Origin of the sequence: Pseudomonas asplenii, assembly GCF_001293465.1 — a bacterium.
Classification (GTDB): domain Bacteria; phylum Pseudomonadota; class Gammaproteobacteria; order Pseudomonadales; family Pseudomonadaceae; genus Aquipseudomonas; species Aquipseudomonas fuscovaginae_B.
The window spans coordinates 343603-358991 of sequence record NZ_JSYZ01000007.1 but is presented as its reverse complement, the minus strand read 5'-3'; the positions used below and the strand labels follow the sequence as shown (position 1 = coordinate 358991).

The following is a 15389-nucleotide window of genomic DNA, read 5'->3' as shown; positions in this document are numbered from 1 at the left end:
ACTCATGCGAAGTTGCCTGGATTGCGTTGTCCGGTAGGGGCCAATGCGATACCGCTGGGACATCTGACTGTTGCCGGCTGTATCGCCTGACGCCGAATGACCTGCCAGGGAGGTCGTCAGGCGGCCACGAGCGCCTGCGCAATGGCCTGGTTGAAATCGTCCAGGTCGCCGGGGTTGCGTGAGGTGATCAGCGTCCAGCCATTGGCCTGGCATTGCGTGACCGAGGCATCGATCCATTCAGCCTTGGCATTGACCAGGTCTGTCCGCACGCTGGGGTAGGAGGTGAGCGTTTTGCCTGCGATCACGCCGGCGTCAATCAAGGTCCAGGGCCCGTGGCAGATGGCGGCAACGACCTTGCCTGCCTGGACAAAGTCGTTGATCAGACGAAGGGCCTCGCCATCCTGGCGTAGCGTATCGGCGTTGACGGTACCGCCGGGAATCAGCAGCGCATCGAAGCCGCCGCCGTTCAGATCCGCCAATCGAGCGTCGGATTCGACCTGCCTGTCCTTCTCGGTATCGTGCAGGAAGGTCTGGGTCGCACCGCCTTCGCTGGACCCATGGGTGACCGTCGCACCCAGCTCACGCAGGGTCTGCAGCGGTTTTAACAGTTCATCTCTTTCGATACCGGTGTTTGAGGTGATGATGAGTATGTGCTTGCTCTGGAGTGGTGAGTTCATGAGTGAAAGTTCTCCGGTTTAAATAAAGGGGGGCTTCAGTTGGCGCTCTACCTCCTGTCTGACCTCATGGGCAATGCCGTAGGCCGGTGATTCATGCGCGGCGGCCACCTTCGGGCGGTGGCCTCGATCGGGCTCAGGCGATATCCCGGTCCACCAGTTGCAGATGCTCGATGGCTTCTCTGGCCTGACTCTGCGCCTTGGCCTTCAGCGTCTGGTAATGGCTGAAGGTTTCCGCATCGAGGTCGGGGCGCTCCAGCAGTTCATAGGCGGCATGCTGAAGGGCATAAGCCCTGTCGAACAGTCGCCGGTTCTGTTCGAGCGCGAACCGTTTGCAGGCTTCGAGTGGGGCGTGATGAGGTTGGGTTTGCATGGGTTCCTCCTGATTGAAAATGAGCGGTGGCGGCTGGCAGAACGGCTGCCATACAAGGTCCGACTTCGACCGGGCGCAGGGATTGCAAATAAAAGCATTGGAAAAGCTGTGGCGTTGCGCCGTTAACACAGCAGGAAAGTCGAACGGTCAAAGGGAAGCTCCGCCAGGTCGGGTAGCGCCTGCCGGCGAACCATCAAGGCCTGACCCTTCACCTCTTGCGTTTGGGCAGTACGCTGCTCACCACCTGTTTGGCGGTCTGCAGGAGGATGCCTGCTTCATCGGGATCGCCCTGGGCCAGGGTCGAGGCCATTTTTCTGGCCTGCTCGAGCGTGATATGCGCCGGCAGCGGTGGCACGTTGGGGTCGGTCTTGAACTCGATGACCACCGGGCAGTCGGCGGCCAGGGCCTGCTCCCAGGCCGCAGCGATGTCCTCTTCGCGCTCGACGAAGATGCCCTTGAGGCCGATGGAGATCGCAAACAGGTGGTAGGGCACGTCCGGAATGCCCTGCGAGGCTTCGAACTTGGGATCGCCTTCCATCACGCGCTGCTCCCAGGTCACCTGGTTCAGGTCTTCATTGTTGAAGATGGCGCAGATCCAGCGGGGGCTTTCCCACTGCCGCCAGTACTTGGCCACGGTAATCAGTTCGGCCATGTTGTTCATCTGCATGGCGCCGTCGCCGACCAGCGCCACCACGGTGCGCAGAGGGTGGGCGAACTTGGCGGCAATGGCATACGGCACCGCGGCCCCCATCGAGGCCAGGCCGCCGGACAGCGAGCACTGCATGCCCTGGCGGATCTGCAGGTCGCGGGCAAACCAGTTGGCGCAGGAGCCCGAGTCGCTGGTGACGATTGCGTGGTCGGGAAGACGGGGCGAGAGTTCGAACACTACCCGTTGCGGGTTGATCGGATCGGCCTTGACCAGGGCGCGTTTTTCCAGGGTTCTGTCCCAACTGGCGCGCCAGCTTTCGACCTTCTTGCGCCACTGGCGGCGAGTCTTGTGTTCAAGCAATGGCAGCAGTGCCTGCAAGGTCTGGCTGGCATCGCCCTGCAGATTGACCTCCATCGGATACCGCAGGCTGAGCATGCCGGGCCGCAGGTCGATCTGCACCGCACGCGCCTGGCCTTCCCTGGGCAGGAACTCGGCATAGGGAAACCCGGAACCGATCATCAGCAGGGTGTCGCACTCGTTCATCAGCTTGTAGCTGGGCTCGGTGCCCAGCAGGCCAATGCAGCCGGTGACCCAGGGCAGGTCATCAGGCAGGGCTGCCTTGCCCAGTAGCGCCTTGGCGACGCCGGCTCCGAGCTTCTCGGCCACGGCGATGACCTCTTCGGTGGCCTGCAACGCGCCAGCGCCGACCAGGATCGCCACCTTGTTCCCGGCGTTCAGGACCTCGGCCGCGCGTTGCAGGTCCTGCGCATGAGGGATCACCCGCGGGGCACTGTAGCCTGAGCCGGAATGCGCGGTGCCATGGGCGCGACTTGGCTCCTCGTATTCGAGGTCCTGAAGATCGTTGGGCAGAATCAAGGCTGTGACGCGTCGCTCACCGATGGCGATCCGCAGTGCCCGGTCGACCAGGTGGCGAACCTGCGAAGGGGCTGAGGCCTGCTGGACGAAGGCGGCCGCGACGTCCTTGAACATCGACACCAGATCCAATTCCTGCTGGTAATGGCTGCCCAGCGCCGTGCGTGCCTGCTGTCCAACGATCGCCAGTACGGGCATGTGGTCCATCTGTGCATCGTAGAGCCCTGTCAGCAGGTGTGAAGCGCCCGGACCTGAGGTGGCGATACACACGCCGGGTTCACCGGTGAATTTGGCGTGGGCCGTGGCCATGAAGGCGGCCATTTCCTCGTGCCGGGCCTGAATGAACTCGATCTTGCCCTGGCTGCGGTTGAGGGCACCGAAGACACCATTGATGCCGTCGCCCGGATAGCCATAGAGGCGTCGGACACCCCATTGATACAAGCGTTGCACCAGAAAATCGCCTACGGTCATGGTCATTGAACACCTCACTGTTCTCGAAAAGGACGTCGTGATGGGGCTTTCCGCCTGGCTACCGGCGAACGTCACGGATCATTGATGGGGCACTGGGCTGATTGCGCCCGGACGCGCTGAACGGCGACGGCTGCGGATCAACCGGGGCTGCCGCCAGCGTCTTCAGGGTTTTCCTGAAACTCGTTCCTGGCTTGCTCCCAGGCCTTGCGGGCTTGCGCGTACCGGGTAGCGGCTTGCTCCTTGGCGAGGCGAAATTTCTCCAGTGTGTCCGAGGTGACGACGCCGTCGCTGAGCAGGTCGTACGCTTCGTCATCCAACCGGGCCGCCTCCCTGAACAGGCGGTTGCTGCGTTCGGTTGCCGCGAGCCAGCGGTTTTTGGTTGTCTTTCTGTTATTCGCTCCTCGGTTCATGGCAGGTCTCCTTTTCTGGCTTGTCATTTCAAATGAAGGGAATCAACCTGGCTGCTGTAGCAACAGAAGGTCAGTCGGGTGGCGGTGGGATATAAGGTTTTGGAACAAAGGGCGCTTCGCCGGAGCGCCACCATTTCACGTTCTCGACGCCATAGCGTTCGGCGAGCGGTTTACTGATCCGTTTGACGCGCTCTCGGGCGAATCGGGGAATACGGCCTATGCCCGCATCACAACAGGCCCAATGCCAAGCCTCGGCGTTATTCATTGTGGGTGCCCTGATGATGAAAGACTTCTGCTCGCCGTGAAGAAAGTATTCGATGATGAAAAGTTGATTGTTCATTTTTCCTCCTTGTTGTTTGAGTTGGTCGGGCAGGCGAGGCAGGAGGTTCAAATTATTTGGGGGTTTAATTGGATGGCGTGATATCAATTAGCCTCTGGGTTTTTATTTAAACGGGTGTATGGTTTGTTGTTCGGATTAATGTTGTACAGATATTTTTTTCTTGTACATGTTTTGTATAGGTATTTAAATGATTAGCGTCATTTCATAAGGCCTGGTTTGATCGTCGTGAAACAAGCGGGGGATGGGAGGAACTAACCGGGAACTTGGCGGGTTGAGTCGGTTCGCCGCGAGTCGCTGAATAACATCGGATATCGAGGAGGGAGGGGAGTTCTTGTTCTTTCGGATGCGGTTATTTGCCTGAGGTATCTGAATGAGGGGCTGTATAAAAGTTGTGGTTAACCCATTATTCAGCGCGCCCTCCACCTGGAAGAGTGCGACTGTCGCCGCACTCGTTTGCCGTTTACAAGGGGTTTTTACTGGGGATGAGTCCAGACCCGAGGTCCGCACCGGTGAGAGGGTTGGCTGCCGGGTCCGACTGGGTTCGAATTTTCATGGCTTCAAGCACATCCTCGTCGGCAGCGGGCAGGTCCACGCTGGCGCTCCCGTCCCCACCATCGAGCGCCGGTTGAGGATTGTCGACGTACTCGAAATCCTCGTCATTGTTCCATGGGCCGCGCAGGTCAGGCTCGCCCTTGGACATGCTGAAATAGGTATTGGCGAACTCAGGCATACCCGGCAGCTTGCCTTGGGGGAAGTTGGGTTGAATGGCGTGCAGGGCTTTCTCGAACGACTTCTGGTGAGCAATTTCCCGGGTCATCAGGAAACCGAGCGCCTCCTTGATACCGGGGTCGTCGACCACGTTCATCAACCGCTCGTAGACGATCTTGGCGCGGGCTTCGGCAGCAATGTTGGAGCGAAGGTCGGCGGTGGGTTCCGTCATGGAGTCGACATAGGCCGCCGTCCAGGGCACGCCGGCGGAATTCACCAGTGGGGCTCCGGCCCCGTAGAGCAGGCTGGTGATGTGTGAATCATTGCCGGCCCCGTTGATGGATCGATACAGCTCGCCTTCTGCCTGGACGCCCTCTGCCATCTGGCCCTTGGCGCCCCGGTTGAGCATGACAATAATCGAGCCGACGATCTCCAGATGGCTCAGTTCTTCTGTGGCAATGTCCATCAGCAGGTCCTTGCGGCCTGGATCCTCTTCGGCCAGTGCCTGGGTGAAGTACCGGGCGGCGGCGGCGAGCTCGCCATTGGCACCGCCAAACTGCTCAAGCAGCAGGTTGGCAAGGCCCGGGTTGGGTTGCGCGACGCGTACGGTGTATTGAAGGCGCTTATTGTGTAAAAACATGCTGAATCTCCTCGGGCGCATCGGTCTGTCTGGGTCGCACAAGGCATCACGGCCGTTCAGGTGATGGGCCCTTCAATATCAGGATGAAAGAGGGGTTGGCGAGAGGGTGACCAGGCCCCGATGTCCCTGAGGCCTGGTCCGGGTTACACGTACTCAGGATTTCTGCCCACCGGAGTGGCTATGTTGGCCACCTTTTTTCCCCGCTTCTGAAGCCTTTTCACGGTCTTCGGCAAAGTTGCCGCCGCGACCGCCGTTAGACTCGTTGTCCTGGGCGTCGCTGGCATGCCGGCCCCCGCCGTGACTGTGCTCACCGCCTTTGCGACCGGCTTCGGCGGCTCGTTCCGGATCATTGGCGAAGTTGCCTCCCGATACCTGGCCTCCCTTGCGGCCTGCTTCAGAGGCTTTTTCACGGTCATTGGCAAAGTTTCCAGGATTGGTGTTTTCGGTATTAGCCATTTTATCTCACCTCATGATTGTTAAAGTACGAGCCGTTGGCCCGTTTAATGTTGAGGGGAGAAAACGCTCAAGGTTTTTTTATTCTTTTATAGGGGCGACGGATGGATGTTTATTGAAGGTTCAACTTGTTTTGAGTTTATTCGATGGTCAGTCGATAAGCCGCCTCGCTAAATAAAGCCTCTGTGGGTGCGCGCCGACTGCTCGCGCGCAGCCTCCGGTTGAGAATGATTGAAGGTCGATTGACAGGGCTGGCCAGTGACGGGCGATAGTGGGGTGATTAAATGCCCGGGAGTGTGACTCAATGTGCCAGCATCTTGATGTGGATGCTTTCCATGATCCATAACGACAACCCCACCAGCAGCAGGATGATGACCAGCGAAAAAACGAATGCAATCAGGTTCCAGCGCTGCTCGGCGGCTGTATCCAGATGCAGGAAGTACTTCAAGTGAATGAAGACTTGCACGATCCCGCTCAGGATGACCAACCAGGCCGTGAAGTGGCGAGGGAGTGTCGGGAACATGACCAGGCCGAAAGGGATGATCGTCAGCACCAGGGACAGAGCAAATCCGATCAGATAGGACGTTCTGCTGCCATGGCTTGAACCGGCTGAGCTGTTGATGGGGCTTTGGGTATACATATCAGGCCACTCCCAGCAGGTAGACGACGGTGAACACGCAGATCCAGATGACATCGAGAAAATGCCAGAACAGGCTCAGGCAACTCAGACGCATTGCCGTGGTGCCGGTGATCCCCCGACGGGCGACCTGGCACATGAGAACGGCCATCCAGATCAGGCCGATGGCGACGTGCAGACCGTGGGTGGCGACCAGCGTGAAAAAGGCACTGAGAAAGCCGCTGCGGGCAGGGCCGTACCCTTCCTGAACCAGATGGTGAAACTCATTGATCTCCATGCCCACGAAGGCGGACCCCAGCAGGAACGTCAGCCCAAGCCAACGAATCACTTGCCCGGCGGCACCTCGGTTCAGGGCGAGCATCGCGTAGCCGTAGGTAATGCTGCTCAGCAACAGCAACAGGGTTTCTCCCAGGACATAAGGCAGCTCGAAGATGTCGACCGTCGAAGGTCCACCGGCGACGTTGTCGCGCAGGACGGCGTAACTGGCGAACAGCGTCGCGAACAGAATGCAGTCGGTCATCAGGTAGACCCAGAAGCCGAACACCTTCAGGGAGCCCGCGTCTTCATGGCCCTGTTCGTGGTTATGGGCGATAGCTTGATTCAATACCGTGTGAGTCATGATGACGCCTCCGTCAGATGCTGAAGCCGGGTTTTCTCGATCACGGCGACTTCCTGCGCGGGTATGAAATGGTCGGTGTGCTCGTCATGACTGCGAACAATCAGGGCCACACCGGCGGCGACCAGTCCCAGCACTGCCAGCCACCAGATGTGCCAGACCAGGGCAAAACCGCATAGGAAGGTGAAGAGACTGATCAGCAGGCCGGCCGAGGTGTTGCTGGGCATGTGGATCTGCCGGTAGTCGGTGTGGGTGAGGGTGCTGATGCCACGCTCCTTCATTCCCCAATAGGCATCCAGGTCATCCACTACCGGTTGTTGAGCGAAGTTGTAGACCGGGGGCGGGGAGGCCGTCGCCCATTCCAGGGTGCGCCCGTCCCAGGGGTCTCCGGTCTTGTCCCGATTCTTGTCGCGATCGCGAATGCTCACCCACAGTTGCACGGCCTGGCACGTCACTCCACAGAGAATGATCGCCACGCCGATCAACTCCAGCATCAGCCATGGGCGCCACTCGGGGTTGTTGAAGTGATTCAGGCGTCGGGTCATGCCCATGAAACCCAACACGTAGGACGGCATGAAGGCGAAGTAGAAGCCGATCAGCCAACACCAGAAGGCGGTTTTTCCCCACTTGTCGTTCAGACGGAAGCCGAAGGCCTTGGGGAACCAGTAGGTCAGGCCCGCCATGTAGCCGAACACCGCACCGCCAATGATGACGTTGTGAAAGTGCGCGATCAGAAACAGGCTGTTGTGCAGCAGAAAGTCCGCCCCCGGCACCGCGAGCAGAACACCGGTCATGCCACCGATGCTGAACGTCACGATAAAGCCCAGCGTCCAGAGCATGGGTGTTTCGAAGCGGACCCGGCCTTTGTACAGGGTGAACAGCCAGGTGAAGATCTTCACCCCGGTCGGCACGGCGATGATCATCGTCATGATGCCGAAAAACGCGTTGACGTTGCCGCCGGCCCCCATGGTGAAGAAGTGATGGAGCCAGACGATGAACGACAGGATCGTGATGGCGATGGTTGCCCATACCAACGAGGCATAGCCAAACAGGCGCTTGCGACTGAACGTGGCGGCAATTTCCGAAAAGATGCCAAATGCCGGCAGGATCAGGATGTACACCTCCGGGTGTCCCCAGGCCCAGATGAGGTTGACGTACATCATCGGGTTGCCGCCGGCTTCATTGGTAAAGAAGTGCATGTCCAGGTAGCGGTCCATGGTCAGCATGAACAGCGTGGCGGTGAGGATGGGAAAGGCGGCCAGGATCAGAATGGAGGTACACAGCACCGTCCAGGTGAAGATCGGCATCTTGAACAGGGTCATGCCCTGGGTCCGCATCTTCAGGATGGTCACGAAGAAGTTGACCCCGGTGAGCAGCGTACCGATGCCGGAGATCTGCAACGACCAGATGTAGTAGTCGACCCCGACGCCGGGGCTATAGGCGAGCCCTGAAAGTGGCGGGTAGGCGACCCAGCCGGTGCGGGCGAACTCGCCGACCCCCAATGACACGTTGACCAGCACGGCTCCGACCACGAACAGCCAGAAGCTCAAGGCATTGAGGAAAGGGAAGGCGACATCGCGGGCGCCGATCTGCAGCGGTACGACGACGTTCATGAGCCCCACCACGAACGGCATGGCCATGAAGAAGATCATGATCACGCCATGGGCGGTGAAGATCTGATCGTAGTGTTCCGGGGGCAGGTAGCCGGCTCCCCCACCGGCGGCCATGGCCTGCTGTGTCCGCATCATGATGGCGTCGGAGAAACCGCGCAGCAGCATGACCAGTGCCGCGATGATGTACATGCAGCCGATCTTCTTATGGTCCACGCTCGTGAGCCATTCGCGCCACAGGTGGCCCCAGTACCGCTTATGGGTCACCCAGGCGAGCAGGGTGACGCCGATCAGCGCCACCACCGCCAGGGTGTACATGATGATCGGCTCATCGGTGGGGATGGCGTCCCAGGTCAATTTTCCGAACATGTCAGGGCTCCTTCGACATCATGGGTTGGGGCTTGCGGTCATGGATTCCGATGGCACGCATCCCGGTTTCCTTGCCCTTGGTTCCGTTGGATGGGTTCATCCCCTCGTACTGGTCCACAATGGCCTGGAACAGCGTTTCATCGACGCGGGAGTAGTAGGTCACCGGATGGGCGATGGTGGGTCTGGCGAGCCTTGCGTATTGCGCGTGATCCAGTGATCGTGGGGCGGTTTTCACCTTGGCCACCCACGCCTCGAACCCGCTGGCGGTCGTGGCATAGGTATCGAAGTGCATGTCCGAGAAACCGGGGCCGTTGTAATTGGCGGCGATGCCCCGCAACTGCCCCGTTTCGTTGGCGATCAGGTGGAGCCGGGTCTGCATGCCGGCCATGGCGTAGACCTGGCCTCCCAATGCGGGAATGAAAAATGACGTCATCGCCGCGTCGGAAGTGATGGTGAAGCTGACCGGAGTGTTTACCGGCAGGGACAGCTCATTGACACTGGCGATCCCCAGGTCGGGATAGATGAACAGCCATTTCCAGTCTGTCGCCACCACCTGGACATTCAGCGGTGCGACCTGCGACTCGAGGGGCTTGTAGGGATCCAGCGAGTGGGTGGTCCGCCAGGTGACGACACCCAGAACCAAGATGATGAGCAGCGGCACTCCCCAGACGACCGCCTCGATCCTGTGTGAGCTGGCCCAGCGCGGTGCGTAGGGCGCGGTCTTGTTGCTGGCGCGATAGCGGTAGGCGAACCAGAAGGTCATGACGATCACCGGCAAGACGACAACCAGCATCAGCGCTGTGGCGAGAAAGATGAGGTTGCGCTCGTCAATGGCGACTTGGCCTTTGGGGTTCAACAGAACGGCATTACACCCCTGTAGCGTCACTGCACTGATCAGGAAAGACAGATGAGGTTTTTTGATTTTCATAGGTGCTCCCTCACGCGCGCTGCATTCAGTGCGGTGTGTGGTTCAGTGCGTTTGAATCGGTAACAGGGGTATGGAAAAGGCGTCGCCCGGATTGGTTTGAACGGATGTTTTTTTTACGGACGAGCGGTAAAACTGGCGAAGCGGCCAGTTGCGCTGTGATTGCCTTGTGTCGGGCCTGGATAAAAACAATGGAATTATTATCGCGGCAGCCGGGTCCTTGAGTTTCAAGCGATTTTCAGGAGAGCCGTCATGTATCGCCGAGGACCTGTCTATAACGCGTGGGTACAGCAGCCAATGACCGAGGTGTGTCATAACGAAGCGGTTGAAAATGGCTGTTACCTGGATATTCGGGTTCGAGCACGTTCCAACGAAGTGCTCGAACTCCTGGTCTGCGTTTATTCCAATGATCTGCAACCGGTATGGGAACGGGTCGAGACGCTTTCCGCAACGGAGTGGACCCTGGCCGATGCCCTCCAGCGGGGCCGCGATCAAGCCGAGCGTATCGCCGGCGGCGAGGCGGGGCGTTTGTCCTGCGCCGACTCCGGGCAGCCGGACAACGCGTGATGAAAACGGACCCCGAGAAGCTGTGGCAATGCCCCGGATCCTGACGTCTCGGATCAACGAGGATGACCTGACCGAGCAGAATGCCAAGATGTTCGGTTCTCCCAAGGAGCGCCTGGATTTCTATCGCCGTGAAATCCAGTACGAAACCACCATCCTGTCCAATCGGACGGACGCCTACCTCACGGCCCAGTCATTTCTGGTCATCGCTTTCGCTTCCTGTATGAGCAACGTCAATCCTGAGTGGGGCAAGCTGTTCACGCTGTCCCTGCCACCGATACTGGCCTTGCTCGGCATTCTCAGTTCCCTGAACGCCTGGCCTGGCATCAAGGCGGCGTACGAGATCATCGATCACTGGCACTTCAAGCAAAGCCAGCTCTTGCAGAGCGAGCCGGTGATGGGACTGGCCTATGATGAGTCGCCGTTATTCTGCGCCAGTGAATCAACGCACAAGGGGTACCGCAAATCGCTGCTGTTCTCCCTGCGTTCACCGCTGCTTTTTGCCCTCTTCTGGCTGTTGCTCGGAAGCTGGTCGGTGATAGTGCAGACCGTCAGCTTCTGATTCGACTTGCAGGATGAAGCGGCAGGGCGTGGACCTGTTTGGCAGGCGGTCCCGTTCGGGTCAGGCGTCGTCCTGCTTCGCCCTCAGGCGCTCATAGCGGGCAAGCATGGGCTGGGTACTCAGGCCATGGATCAGGATGCTGAGGGCGACCACCGAGAGGGTCAGGCCGACACAGGTCCCGGCCAAGTCCGCGTCCAGCCCGTGATTCAAGGCGTAGAAAAGGTAATACAGGCTGCCGATCCCGCGGATACCGAACCAGCCGACCAGCCACCGTTGAGGCGTCTGCAGCAGTGGGCCCCAAGGCAGCAGCAGGACGCTCGACGGCCGGATGACGAGAAACAGGAGGGCGCCGATGATCACTGCCCGCCCGTCCCAATAGTTCACGATGACGACCCCCAGCAGGGTGACCAGGAACACCTCCATGGCCCTTTCCACCAGGTTACCGAAGGCCAGCATGTCCCCCATCATCACCCCCGCCGCCACCTGGGCCTCTTCCAGGGCATCGACATCGCCATGCAGGGCCAGGTGCGGCTCGACGTTCTGGTGCCCGACCACGGGCTGCACCAGGTGCTCGGCGGGCGCTTTGGCACTGTCCGAGGAGAGCACTTCCGACCGGCGCAAGCCGAGCGCGGCCGCGAAGACCGAGAGAAAACCATACCCCTGCAATGCCTCTGCAATCACATAGGCCAGGGCGATCAGCGCCAGCGTCAGGTAGTCGTTGGGCGAGGAGGTGCTGTCCCGGTTTCGGGTTTGCATCAGCAGCGTCAGCCGGCCCAGCCCGCGTCCCATGCCGTAGCCGATCAGCAGGCCTGCCGGAACGGCCCACAACAGATCCTTGCATAGCCACTCCAGCCAGCCATCGCTGGTGCTGCCTGGCGCCTGGAGCATCGCCAGCCCCAACAGGACGAATGGAAAGGCCACCCCGTCGTTGAGTCCTGCTTCGCCGGAAAGGCCGAAACGCACCCGGTCGTGATCCCTCGAGTCGTTCACCTGAACCATGGAGGCCAATACCGGGTCGGTAGGGGCGAGGATCGAGGCCACCAGCACAGCGGCTCCCCAGGGCAGTCCGAGCAGATAGTGCAGCGCCATGCCGGTGGCAGCGATGCTCAGCAGCATCACCGGTCCGGCAAGCCCGAAGGCGACTCGCCAGCTGGGGTCCTTCAGAGGCAGGCGCAGCTTGAGTCCGCACACGAACAGGGAAAACAGTACGGCGACCTCACTCAGGTGCTCCATCCAGGACGACGCCTGATGAAGGTCCAGTTGCAGCCAGCCGAGTCCGGCAGGACCCATGGCAATCCCCATGACCAGGCAGGCGGCCGAGGTGGTGATCGGCATCCAGCGCAAGGCGGAGGAGGTCAGTGCCAGGACCAGCAGGATTCCGCCCAGCACGCTCATCCACAGGAGGAAGCCCATGGCGGGGCTCAAGTGCCCAGCGCAGTGAGAAAATCGCCGAAGCCGCCGCGCACGCGACAGTCGCTGCGACTGCTGGTGGAGACACTGTTGCGGGCGGTCCACACGATTCGAGCCCCGCTTTGCTGCAGGTCGTTCACCAGTTGTACATCCTCGTGCAGTGGCAGGGGTTGAAAGCCGCCGGCCCGTTGGTAGGCCCTGGCACAAATGCCCAGGTTGGCCCCATGGATGTGGCGATGATGCTCGCGCGCCTGGTAGTGCGCCTGATAACGCTGGCGCAGCCTGGCATCCTGATGAGCCTGCCAGTGCTCCACATGCACGGTGCCGCACACGGCATCGGCGCCAAATGCCAGTTGGCAGAGCAACCAGTCGGGAGGGACGCAACTGTCGGCATCGGTACACGCCAGCCAGCGAGCGCCGTTCTCCAGCATCAGGGAGGCGCCGGCCCGGCGGGCCATGCCGACGTTGCGTGCGTCGATGCTCAGGGTGCGAACGGCATGTGCCACGGCGATGGAGTGGCTGGCATCGCTGCACTGATCCAGGACGACAAGGATCTGGACGGCTTCGCCCAGGCGTTCCACAGGGCGGGCGGCCCGTTTCAAGGCCTGGAGGCATTTCCCCAGTCGCTGGGCCTCGTTATGGGCAGGTACGATCACGGCGATCATAGGCAGGTCTCCTGCAGATTGACGACGCAGGGCTCCGGGCTCCAGAGCTCCAACAGAAACTGCGCTTCCTCATGGCGCACGACCCGATGCAGGGGCAGATGGCGTTCGAGCAGGGCATGGACCTGGCTTCCGTCCTGTTCGCACCCCGCGATGGGCGCAAGCCAGTGGCAGGCCAGCACTTCACCCCCGGGCGCCAGGCTGTCGAGGGCCTGGGCGATAACCTGGCGCCAGTCGCAGGCACTGAGGTAATAGCCGATCTCGCCCAGTACGATCAGGTCAAACGGTCCCGCCGGCCAGGTCGTGGGCAGCCGGCCCTGTTCGACCACCGCGTGGGGCAAGTCGCCCAGGCGTGTCCGTGCCAGGCGCACGGCCGTCGGGTCGCCGTCCTGGCACAGCAGTGCGTCGCAGCGGCAGGCCAGGGCGGCACTGAGCTCGCCATTGGCACAGGCGGGCTCGAAGACACGCCCATAGCGTTGCCGTGGCAGGCAGGACAGGATCAGGTCGTGTTTTCGTTGCTCGTACCAGCGGCTGCGAAATTGCCAGGGATCGTCACTGGCGGCAAACAACTGGGCGAAGTAGTGCTCGCTCACACTCATGTGAATACCAGTTCAAAGGGTTGCAGAAGCCTTTCGAGGGCATGGGCCTGCAGCACTGGCGCGGTGTCCTGATCAGGCACTGTCTGGCTGCGGTGAGCGGCGATCGCCCGACGCTTGAGTGAGAGCGTCGAGGCGTCGAGCGAGAGTTTGCGAGCACGTTTCCACGGCAGGCGGGCATCGTTCGGCAGGGCCCAGTGCCACGCCCACACGGGGGCTTCGAACAGCATGGCCTGGCGTTGTCGGGCTGCCCCGGCGCAGGCCCGCCCAACCGCTTCATGGTCAGCATGACCATCCTCGCGCCAAGTGGTGATCACGCGATCCCCGGGTTCGATCCATTGCGACAGGTCGTGGCACAGCTCGGGTTCATGGCGTGCAACGTCACTGTCCGGCAGCCCGAGGCGCAACCATTGCAGCTGCGTGGTCTTGAGTCCCAGTTCATGCAGGGCGGCCAGGCTCTCCCGGGGCCGCACCTGCCGAAGCCGGTGTTCAGTCCAGCGCGTCGACCCTCGATGGCTGGCTTCGCCGTCCGTCACCGAGATCAACAACAGGTTCGGTGCCGGCTGTTGCGCCAGGCCCACCAGCAGCCCCCCGCACATCAGCACCTCGTCATCGGGGTGCGGTGCGACCACGACCAGCCGGCATCCGTCGGGAACGAGCGTGTTGCGGCTGATGGGCGGCACCTCCGCCAGGGACACCGAGCGTTGCCAGTCGGCCAGGGGCGTGCCGGTTCCCTCAATCGCCTTCGAGTCCATGGCGGTGCTCATAGCTGCCAGCTCCCTGGCGCCGCATCGGCCACCTGGTGGCCCAGCTCTGCCAGGTCCCGCTCGGCATGGCTTTGCCGCAGGTACACCGGAAGGTCGGCAGCGAGCCGGGCAAAGTGGGGATCACGACAGTAGGGGCTGGCCCCCAGCGCACGTCCCACATGAGCGCTCACGTTCGAGGCGGCTTCTTCCACCACTGCCCGCAAGCGGCGTACGGGGACGCTGGCCTCGGCCTGCGGATGCGCGTCGATCCAGGCTGCACATTCGCGCAGTGTGGCTCTGGCGGCGCACAGGGACGCCTCGACGGCCCCCAGGTGGGCGTTGGCATGGGGATCGGATCGCCGGGTGCAGCAGTACTGGCGCAGATGCTCGGCCAGGGCCTCACTGGCCCCATACCAGCAAGCGGCAATACCTGCCCCGCCATGCCAGAAACCCGGACGCTCCAGATAACGCCCCGGTTGACCCACCGGGTACGCAGGGGTGTCGCGAAACTCGAGCTCAACGCTGCCGGTGTCTGCCATGCCCACCGCGTGCCAGGTGCTGGCGTCCAGGTGTTGGGTGGGCTCATTGAGATGGATGGCGACCAGTTGCTGACGGCCTTCTTCATCCCAGGCGGTCAGTAGTGCGCGATCGATGTGGTGGGCACCCGAGCACCAGGCCTTGCGCCCGCGCAACTGCAACTGAAGGCCCCGACGGGCGACAATCCGCGTGCTGGCAAAGGGCGGCTCGGCGGCCCAGACGCCCCAGATATGCGGGTCCTCCAGGTGCCGGGCATCACATTCAGCCAGGATTGCCAGCGCATCGGTATGGCCTTCATAGAGTTTGGCCAGTGAAAGGTCATGCCCGGCCACTTGGGCCAGTTTTTGCCAGCGCTGCAAGGTCTTGCCCTGGCCTGGCAACGGCAATCGATCCAGGCCGTGGGCCTGCAAGGTGCGCAGGGTTTGAGCGGCAGGCGCAGACACCGGAAAACGGCTGAGCAGGGTTTGCAGTACGTCATGCTGGAGGGTGTCGGCATGGGGCATGCTCATCATCCTTGGCGGGTGGAACGGTGGAGAACCATTGCCTAGGCTATGTACGAAATCG

General features: G+C 61.2%; 18 protein-coding genes. 2 read left to right on the top strand and 16 right to left on the bottom strand.

The features are described 5' to 3' along the window. Positions 1 to 116: 116 nt before the first annotated feature. The 11 genes from PF66_RS11405 to cyoA form a co-directional block, all read right to left on the bottom strand. A complete protein-coding gene (locus PF66_RS11405; RefSeq protein ID WP_054062757.1) occupies positions 117 to 677 on the bottom strand; it encodes a type 1 glutamine amidotransferase domain-containing protein in 561 nt (186 codons plus the stop codon). Between the two features lie 133 nt (positions 678 to 810). Further along, a complete protein-coding gene (locus PF66_RS11400; protein WP_054062756.1) occupies positions 811 to 1047 on the bottom strand; it encodes a hypothetical protein in 237 nt (78 codons plus the stop codon). A gap of 208 nt (positions 1048 to 1255) precedes the next feature. Beyond that, a complete protein-coding gene (locus tag PF66_RS11395; protein WP_054062755.1) occupies positions 1256 to 3046 on the bottom strand; it encodes a thiamine pyrophosphate-requiring protein in 1791 nt (596 codons plus the stop codon). A gap of 131 nt (positions 3047 to 3177) precedes the next feature. Further along, entirely contained in the window at positions 3178 to 3450 is a 273-nt protein-coding gene (locus PF66_RS11390; protein WP_054062754.1) for a hypothetical protein, read from the bottom strand. Positions 3451 to 3520: 70 nt separating this feature from the next. Beyond that, positions 3521 to 3790, bottom strand: coding sequence for a DUF6555 family protein (locus tag PF66_RS31950; protein WP_054056907.1), 270 nt, complete (start codon positions 3788 to 3790; stop codon positions 3521 to 3523). Between the two features lie 460 nt (positions 3791 to 4250). Further along, a complete protein-coding gene (locus PF66_RS11380) occupies positions 4251 to 5138 on the bottom strand; it encodes a manganese catalase family protein (RefSeq protein ID WP_054062752.1) in 888 nt (295 codons plus the stop codon). A 153-nt stretch (positions 5139 to 5291) separates the two neighbouring features. Then, positions 5292 to 5594 (bottom strand): general stress protein, encoded by a 303-nt coding sequence (locus PF66_RS11375; protein WP_081005884.1) that lies wholly within the window; start codon positions 5592 to 5594, stop codon positions 5292 to 5294. A 298-nt stretch (positions 5595 to 5892) separates the two neighbouring features. Then, complete coding sequence (cyoD, locus tag PF66_RS11370) at positions 5893 to 6231, bottom strand: cytochrome o ubiquinol oxidase subunit IV (protein ID WP_054056904.1); 339 nt, start codon at positions 6229 to 6231, stop codon at positions 5893 to 5895. 1 nt (position 6232) lies between these two features. Further along, positions 6233 to 6847 carry a cytochrome o ubiquinol oxidase subunit III gene (gene cyoC, locus PF66_RS11365; RefSeq protein WP_054056903.1) on the bottom strand — a complete coding sequence of 205 codons (615 nt, stop codon included), beginning with the start codon at positions 6845 to 6847 and terminating at the stop codon, positions 6233 to 6235. Further along, a complete protein-coding gene (cyoB, locus tag PF66_RS11360) occupies positions 6844 to 8823 on the bottom strand; it encodes a cytochrome o ubiquinol oxidase subunit I (protein WP_054062750.1) in 1980 nt (659 codons plus the stop codon). The genes cyoC and cyoB overlap by 4 nt, the downstream gene beginning before the upstream one ends. A 1-nt stretch (position 8824) precedes the next feature. Continuing rightward, positions 8825 to 9751 (bottom strand): ubiquinol oxidase subunit II, encoded by a 927-nt coding sequence (gene cyoA / locus PF66_RS11355; RefSeq protein ID WP_054062749.1) that lies wholly within the window; start codon positions 9749 to 9751, stop codon positions 8825 to 8827. A 249-nt stretch (positions 9752 to 10000) separates the two neighbouring features. Between cyoA and PF66_RS11350 the strand changes: the two genes are divergently transcribed. Beyond that, positions 10001 to 10315, top strand: coding sequence for a hypothetical protein (locus tag PF66_RS11350; RefSeq protein WP_054062748.1), 315 nt, complete (start codon positions 10001 to 10003; stop codon positions 10313 to 10315). A 28-nt stretch (positions 10316 to 10343) separates the two neighbouring features. Further along, positions 10344 to 10874: a hypothetical protein gene (locus tag PF66_RS11345; RefSeq protein ID WP_054056900.1), complete on the top strand. Its 531-nt coding sequence runs from the start codon at positions 10344 to 10346 to the stop codon at positions 10872 to 10874. A gap of 60 nt (positions 10875 to 10934) precedes the next feature. Here the strand turns inward: PF66_RS11345 and PF66_RS11340 are convergent, their stop codons facing one another. The 5 genes from PF66_RS11340 to PF66_RS11320 are packed head-to-tail and all read right to left on the bottom strand — an operon-like array spanning position 10935 to position 15334. Beyond that, positions 10935 to 12287, bottom strand: a complete 1353-nt coding sequence (locus tag PF66_RS11340; RefSeq protein WP_054062747.1) for a cation:proton antiporter — start codon at positions 12285 to 12287, stop codon at positions 10935 to 10937. Positions 12288 to 12295: 8 nt separating this feature from the next. After that, positions 12296 to 12949, bottom strand: coding sequence for a glycosyltransferase (locus tag PF66_RS11335; protein ID WP_054056898.1), 654 nt, complete (start codon positions 12947 to 12949; stop codon positions 12296 to 12298). After that, positions 12946 to 13545, bottom strand: a complete 600-nt coding sequence (locus tag PF66_RS11330) for a class I SAM-dependent methyltransferase (RefSeq protein WP_054062746.1) — start codon at positions 13543 to 13545, stop codon at positions 12946 to 12948. The genes PF66_RS11335 and PF66_RS11330 overlap by 4 nt, the downstream gene beginning before the upstream one ends. Then, positions 13542 to 14297, bottom strand: a complete 756-nt coding sequence (locus PF66_RS11325; protein ID WP_054062788.1) for a PIG-L deacetylase family protein — start codon at positions 14295 to 14297, stop codon at positions 13542 to 13544. Before PF66_RS11325 ends, PF66_RS11330 begins: the two co-directional genes overlap by 4 nt. 8 nt (positions 14298 to 14305) lie before the next feature. After that, on the bottom strand, positions 14306 to 15334 hold the full coding sequence (locus PF66_RS11320) for an acyl-CoA dehydrogenase family protein (protein WP_425357893.1): 1029 nt from the start codon (positions 15332 to 15334) through the stop codon (positions 14306 to 14308). Positions 15335 to 15389 lie beyond the last annotated feature (55 nt).

Excerpts from the sequence above, each read along its gene's own strand:
- PF66_RS11405 (WP_054062757.1), bottom strand. The coding sequence starts at position 677 with ATGAACTCACCACTCCAGAGCAAGCACATACTCATCATCACCTCAAAC.
- PF66_RS11400 (WP_054062756.1), bottom strand. The coding sequence starts at position 1,047 with ATGCAAACCCAACCTCATCACGCCCCACTCGAAGCCTGCAAACGGTTC.
- PF66_RS11395 (WP_054062755.1), bottom strand. The coding sequence starts at position 3,046 with ATGACCATGACCGTAGGCGATTTTCTGGTGCAACGCTTGTATCAATGG.
- PF66_RS11390 (WP_054062754.1), bottom strand. The coding sequence starts at position 3,450 with ATGAACCGAGGAGCGAATAACAGAAAGACAACCAAAAACCGCTGGCTC.
- PF66_RS31950 (WP_054056907.1), bottom strand. The coding sequence starts at position 3,790 with ATGAACAATCAACTTTTCATCATCGAATACTTTCTTCACGGCGAGCAG.
- PF66_RS11380 (WP_054062752.1), bottom strand. The coding sequence starts at position 5,138 with ATGTTTTTACACAATAAGCGCCTTCAATACACCGTACGCGTCGCGCAA.
- PF66_RS11375 (WP_081005884.1), bottom strand. The coding sequence starts at position 5,594 with ATGGCTAATACCGAAAACACCAATCCTGGAAACTTTGCCAATGACCGT.
- cyoD (WP_054056904.1), bottom strand. The coding sequence starts at position 6,231 with ATGTATACCCAAAGCCCCATCAACAGCTCAGCCGGTTCAAGCCATGGC.
- cyoC (WP_054056903.1), bottom strand. The coding sequence starts at position 6,847 with ATGACTCACACGGTATTGAATCAAGCTATCGCCCATAACCACGAACAG.
- cyoB (WP_054062750.1), bottom strand. The coding sequence starts at position 8,823 with ATGTTCGGAAAATTGACCTGGGACGCCATCCCCACCGATGAGCCGATC.
- cyoA (WP_054062749.1), bottom strand. The coding sequence starts at position 9,751 with ATGAAAATCAAAAAACCTCATCTGTCTTTCCTGATCAGTGCAGTGACG.
- PF66_RS11350 (WP_054062748.1), top strand. The coding sequence starts at position 10,001 with ATGTATCGCCGAGGACCTGTCTATAACGCGTGGGTACAGCAGCCAATG.
- PF66_RS11345 (WP_054056900.1), top strand. The coding sequence starts at position 10,344 with ATGCCCCGGATCCTGACGTCTCGGATCAACGAGGATGACCTGACCGAG.
- PF66_RS11340 (WP_054062747.1), bottom strand. The coding sequence starts at position 12,287 with ATGGGCTTCCTCCTGTGGATGAGCGTGCTGGGCGGAATCCTGCTGGTC.
- PF66_RS11335 (WP_054056898.1), bottom strand. The coding sequence starts at position 12,949 with ATGATCGCCGTGATCGTACCTGCCCATAACGAGGCCCAGCGACTGGGG.
- PF66_RS11330 (WP_054062746.1), bottom strand. The coding sequence starts at position 13,545 with ATGAGTGTGAGCGAGCACTACTTCGCCCAGTTGTTTGCCGCCAGTGAC.
- PF66_RS11325 (WP_054062788.1), bottom strand. The coding sequence starts at position 14,297 with ATGGACTCGAAGGCGATTGAGGGAACCGGCACGCCCCTGGCCGACTGG.
- PF66_RS11320 (WP_425357893.1), bottom strand. The coding sequence starts at position 15,334 with ATGAGCATGCCCCATGCCGACACCCTCCAGCATGACGTACTGCAAACC.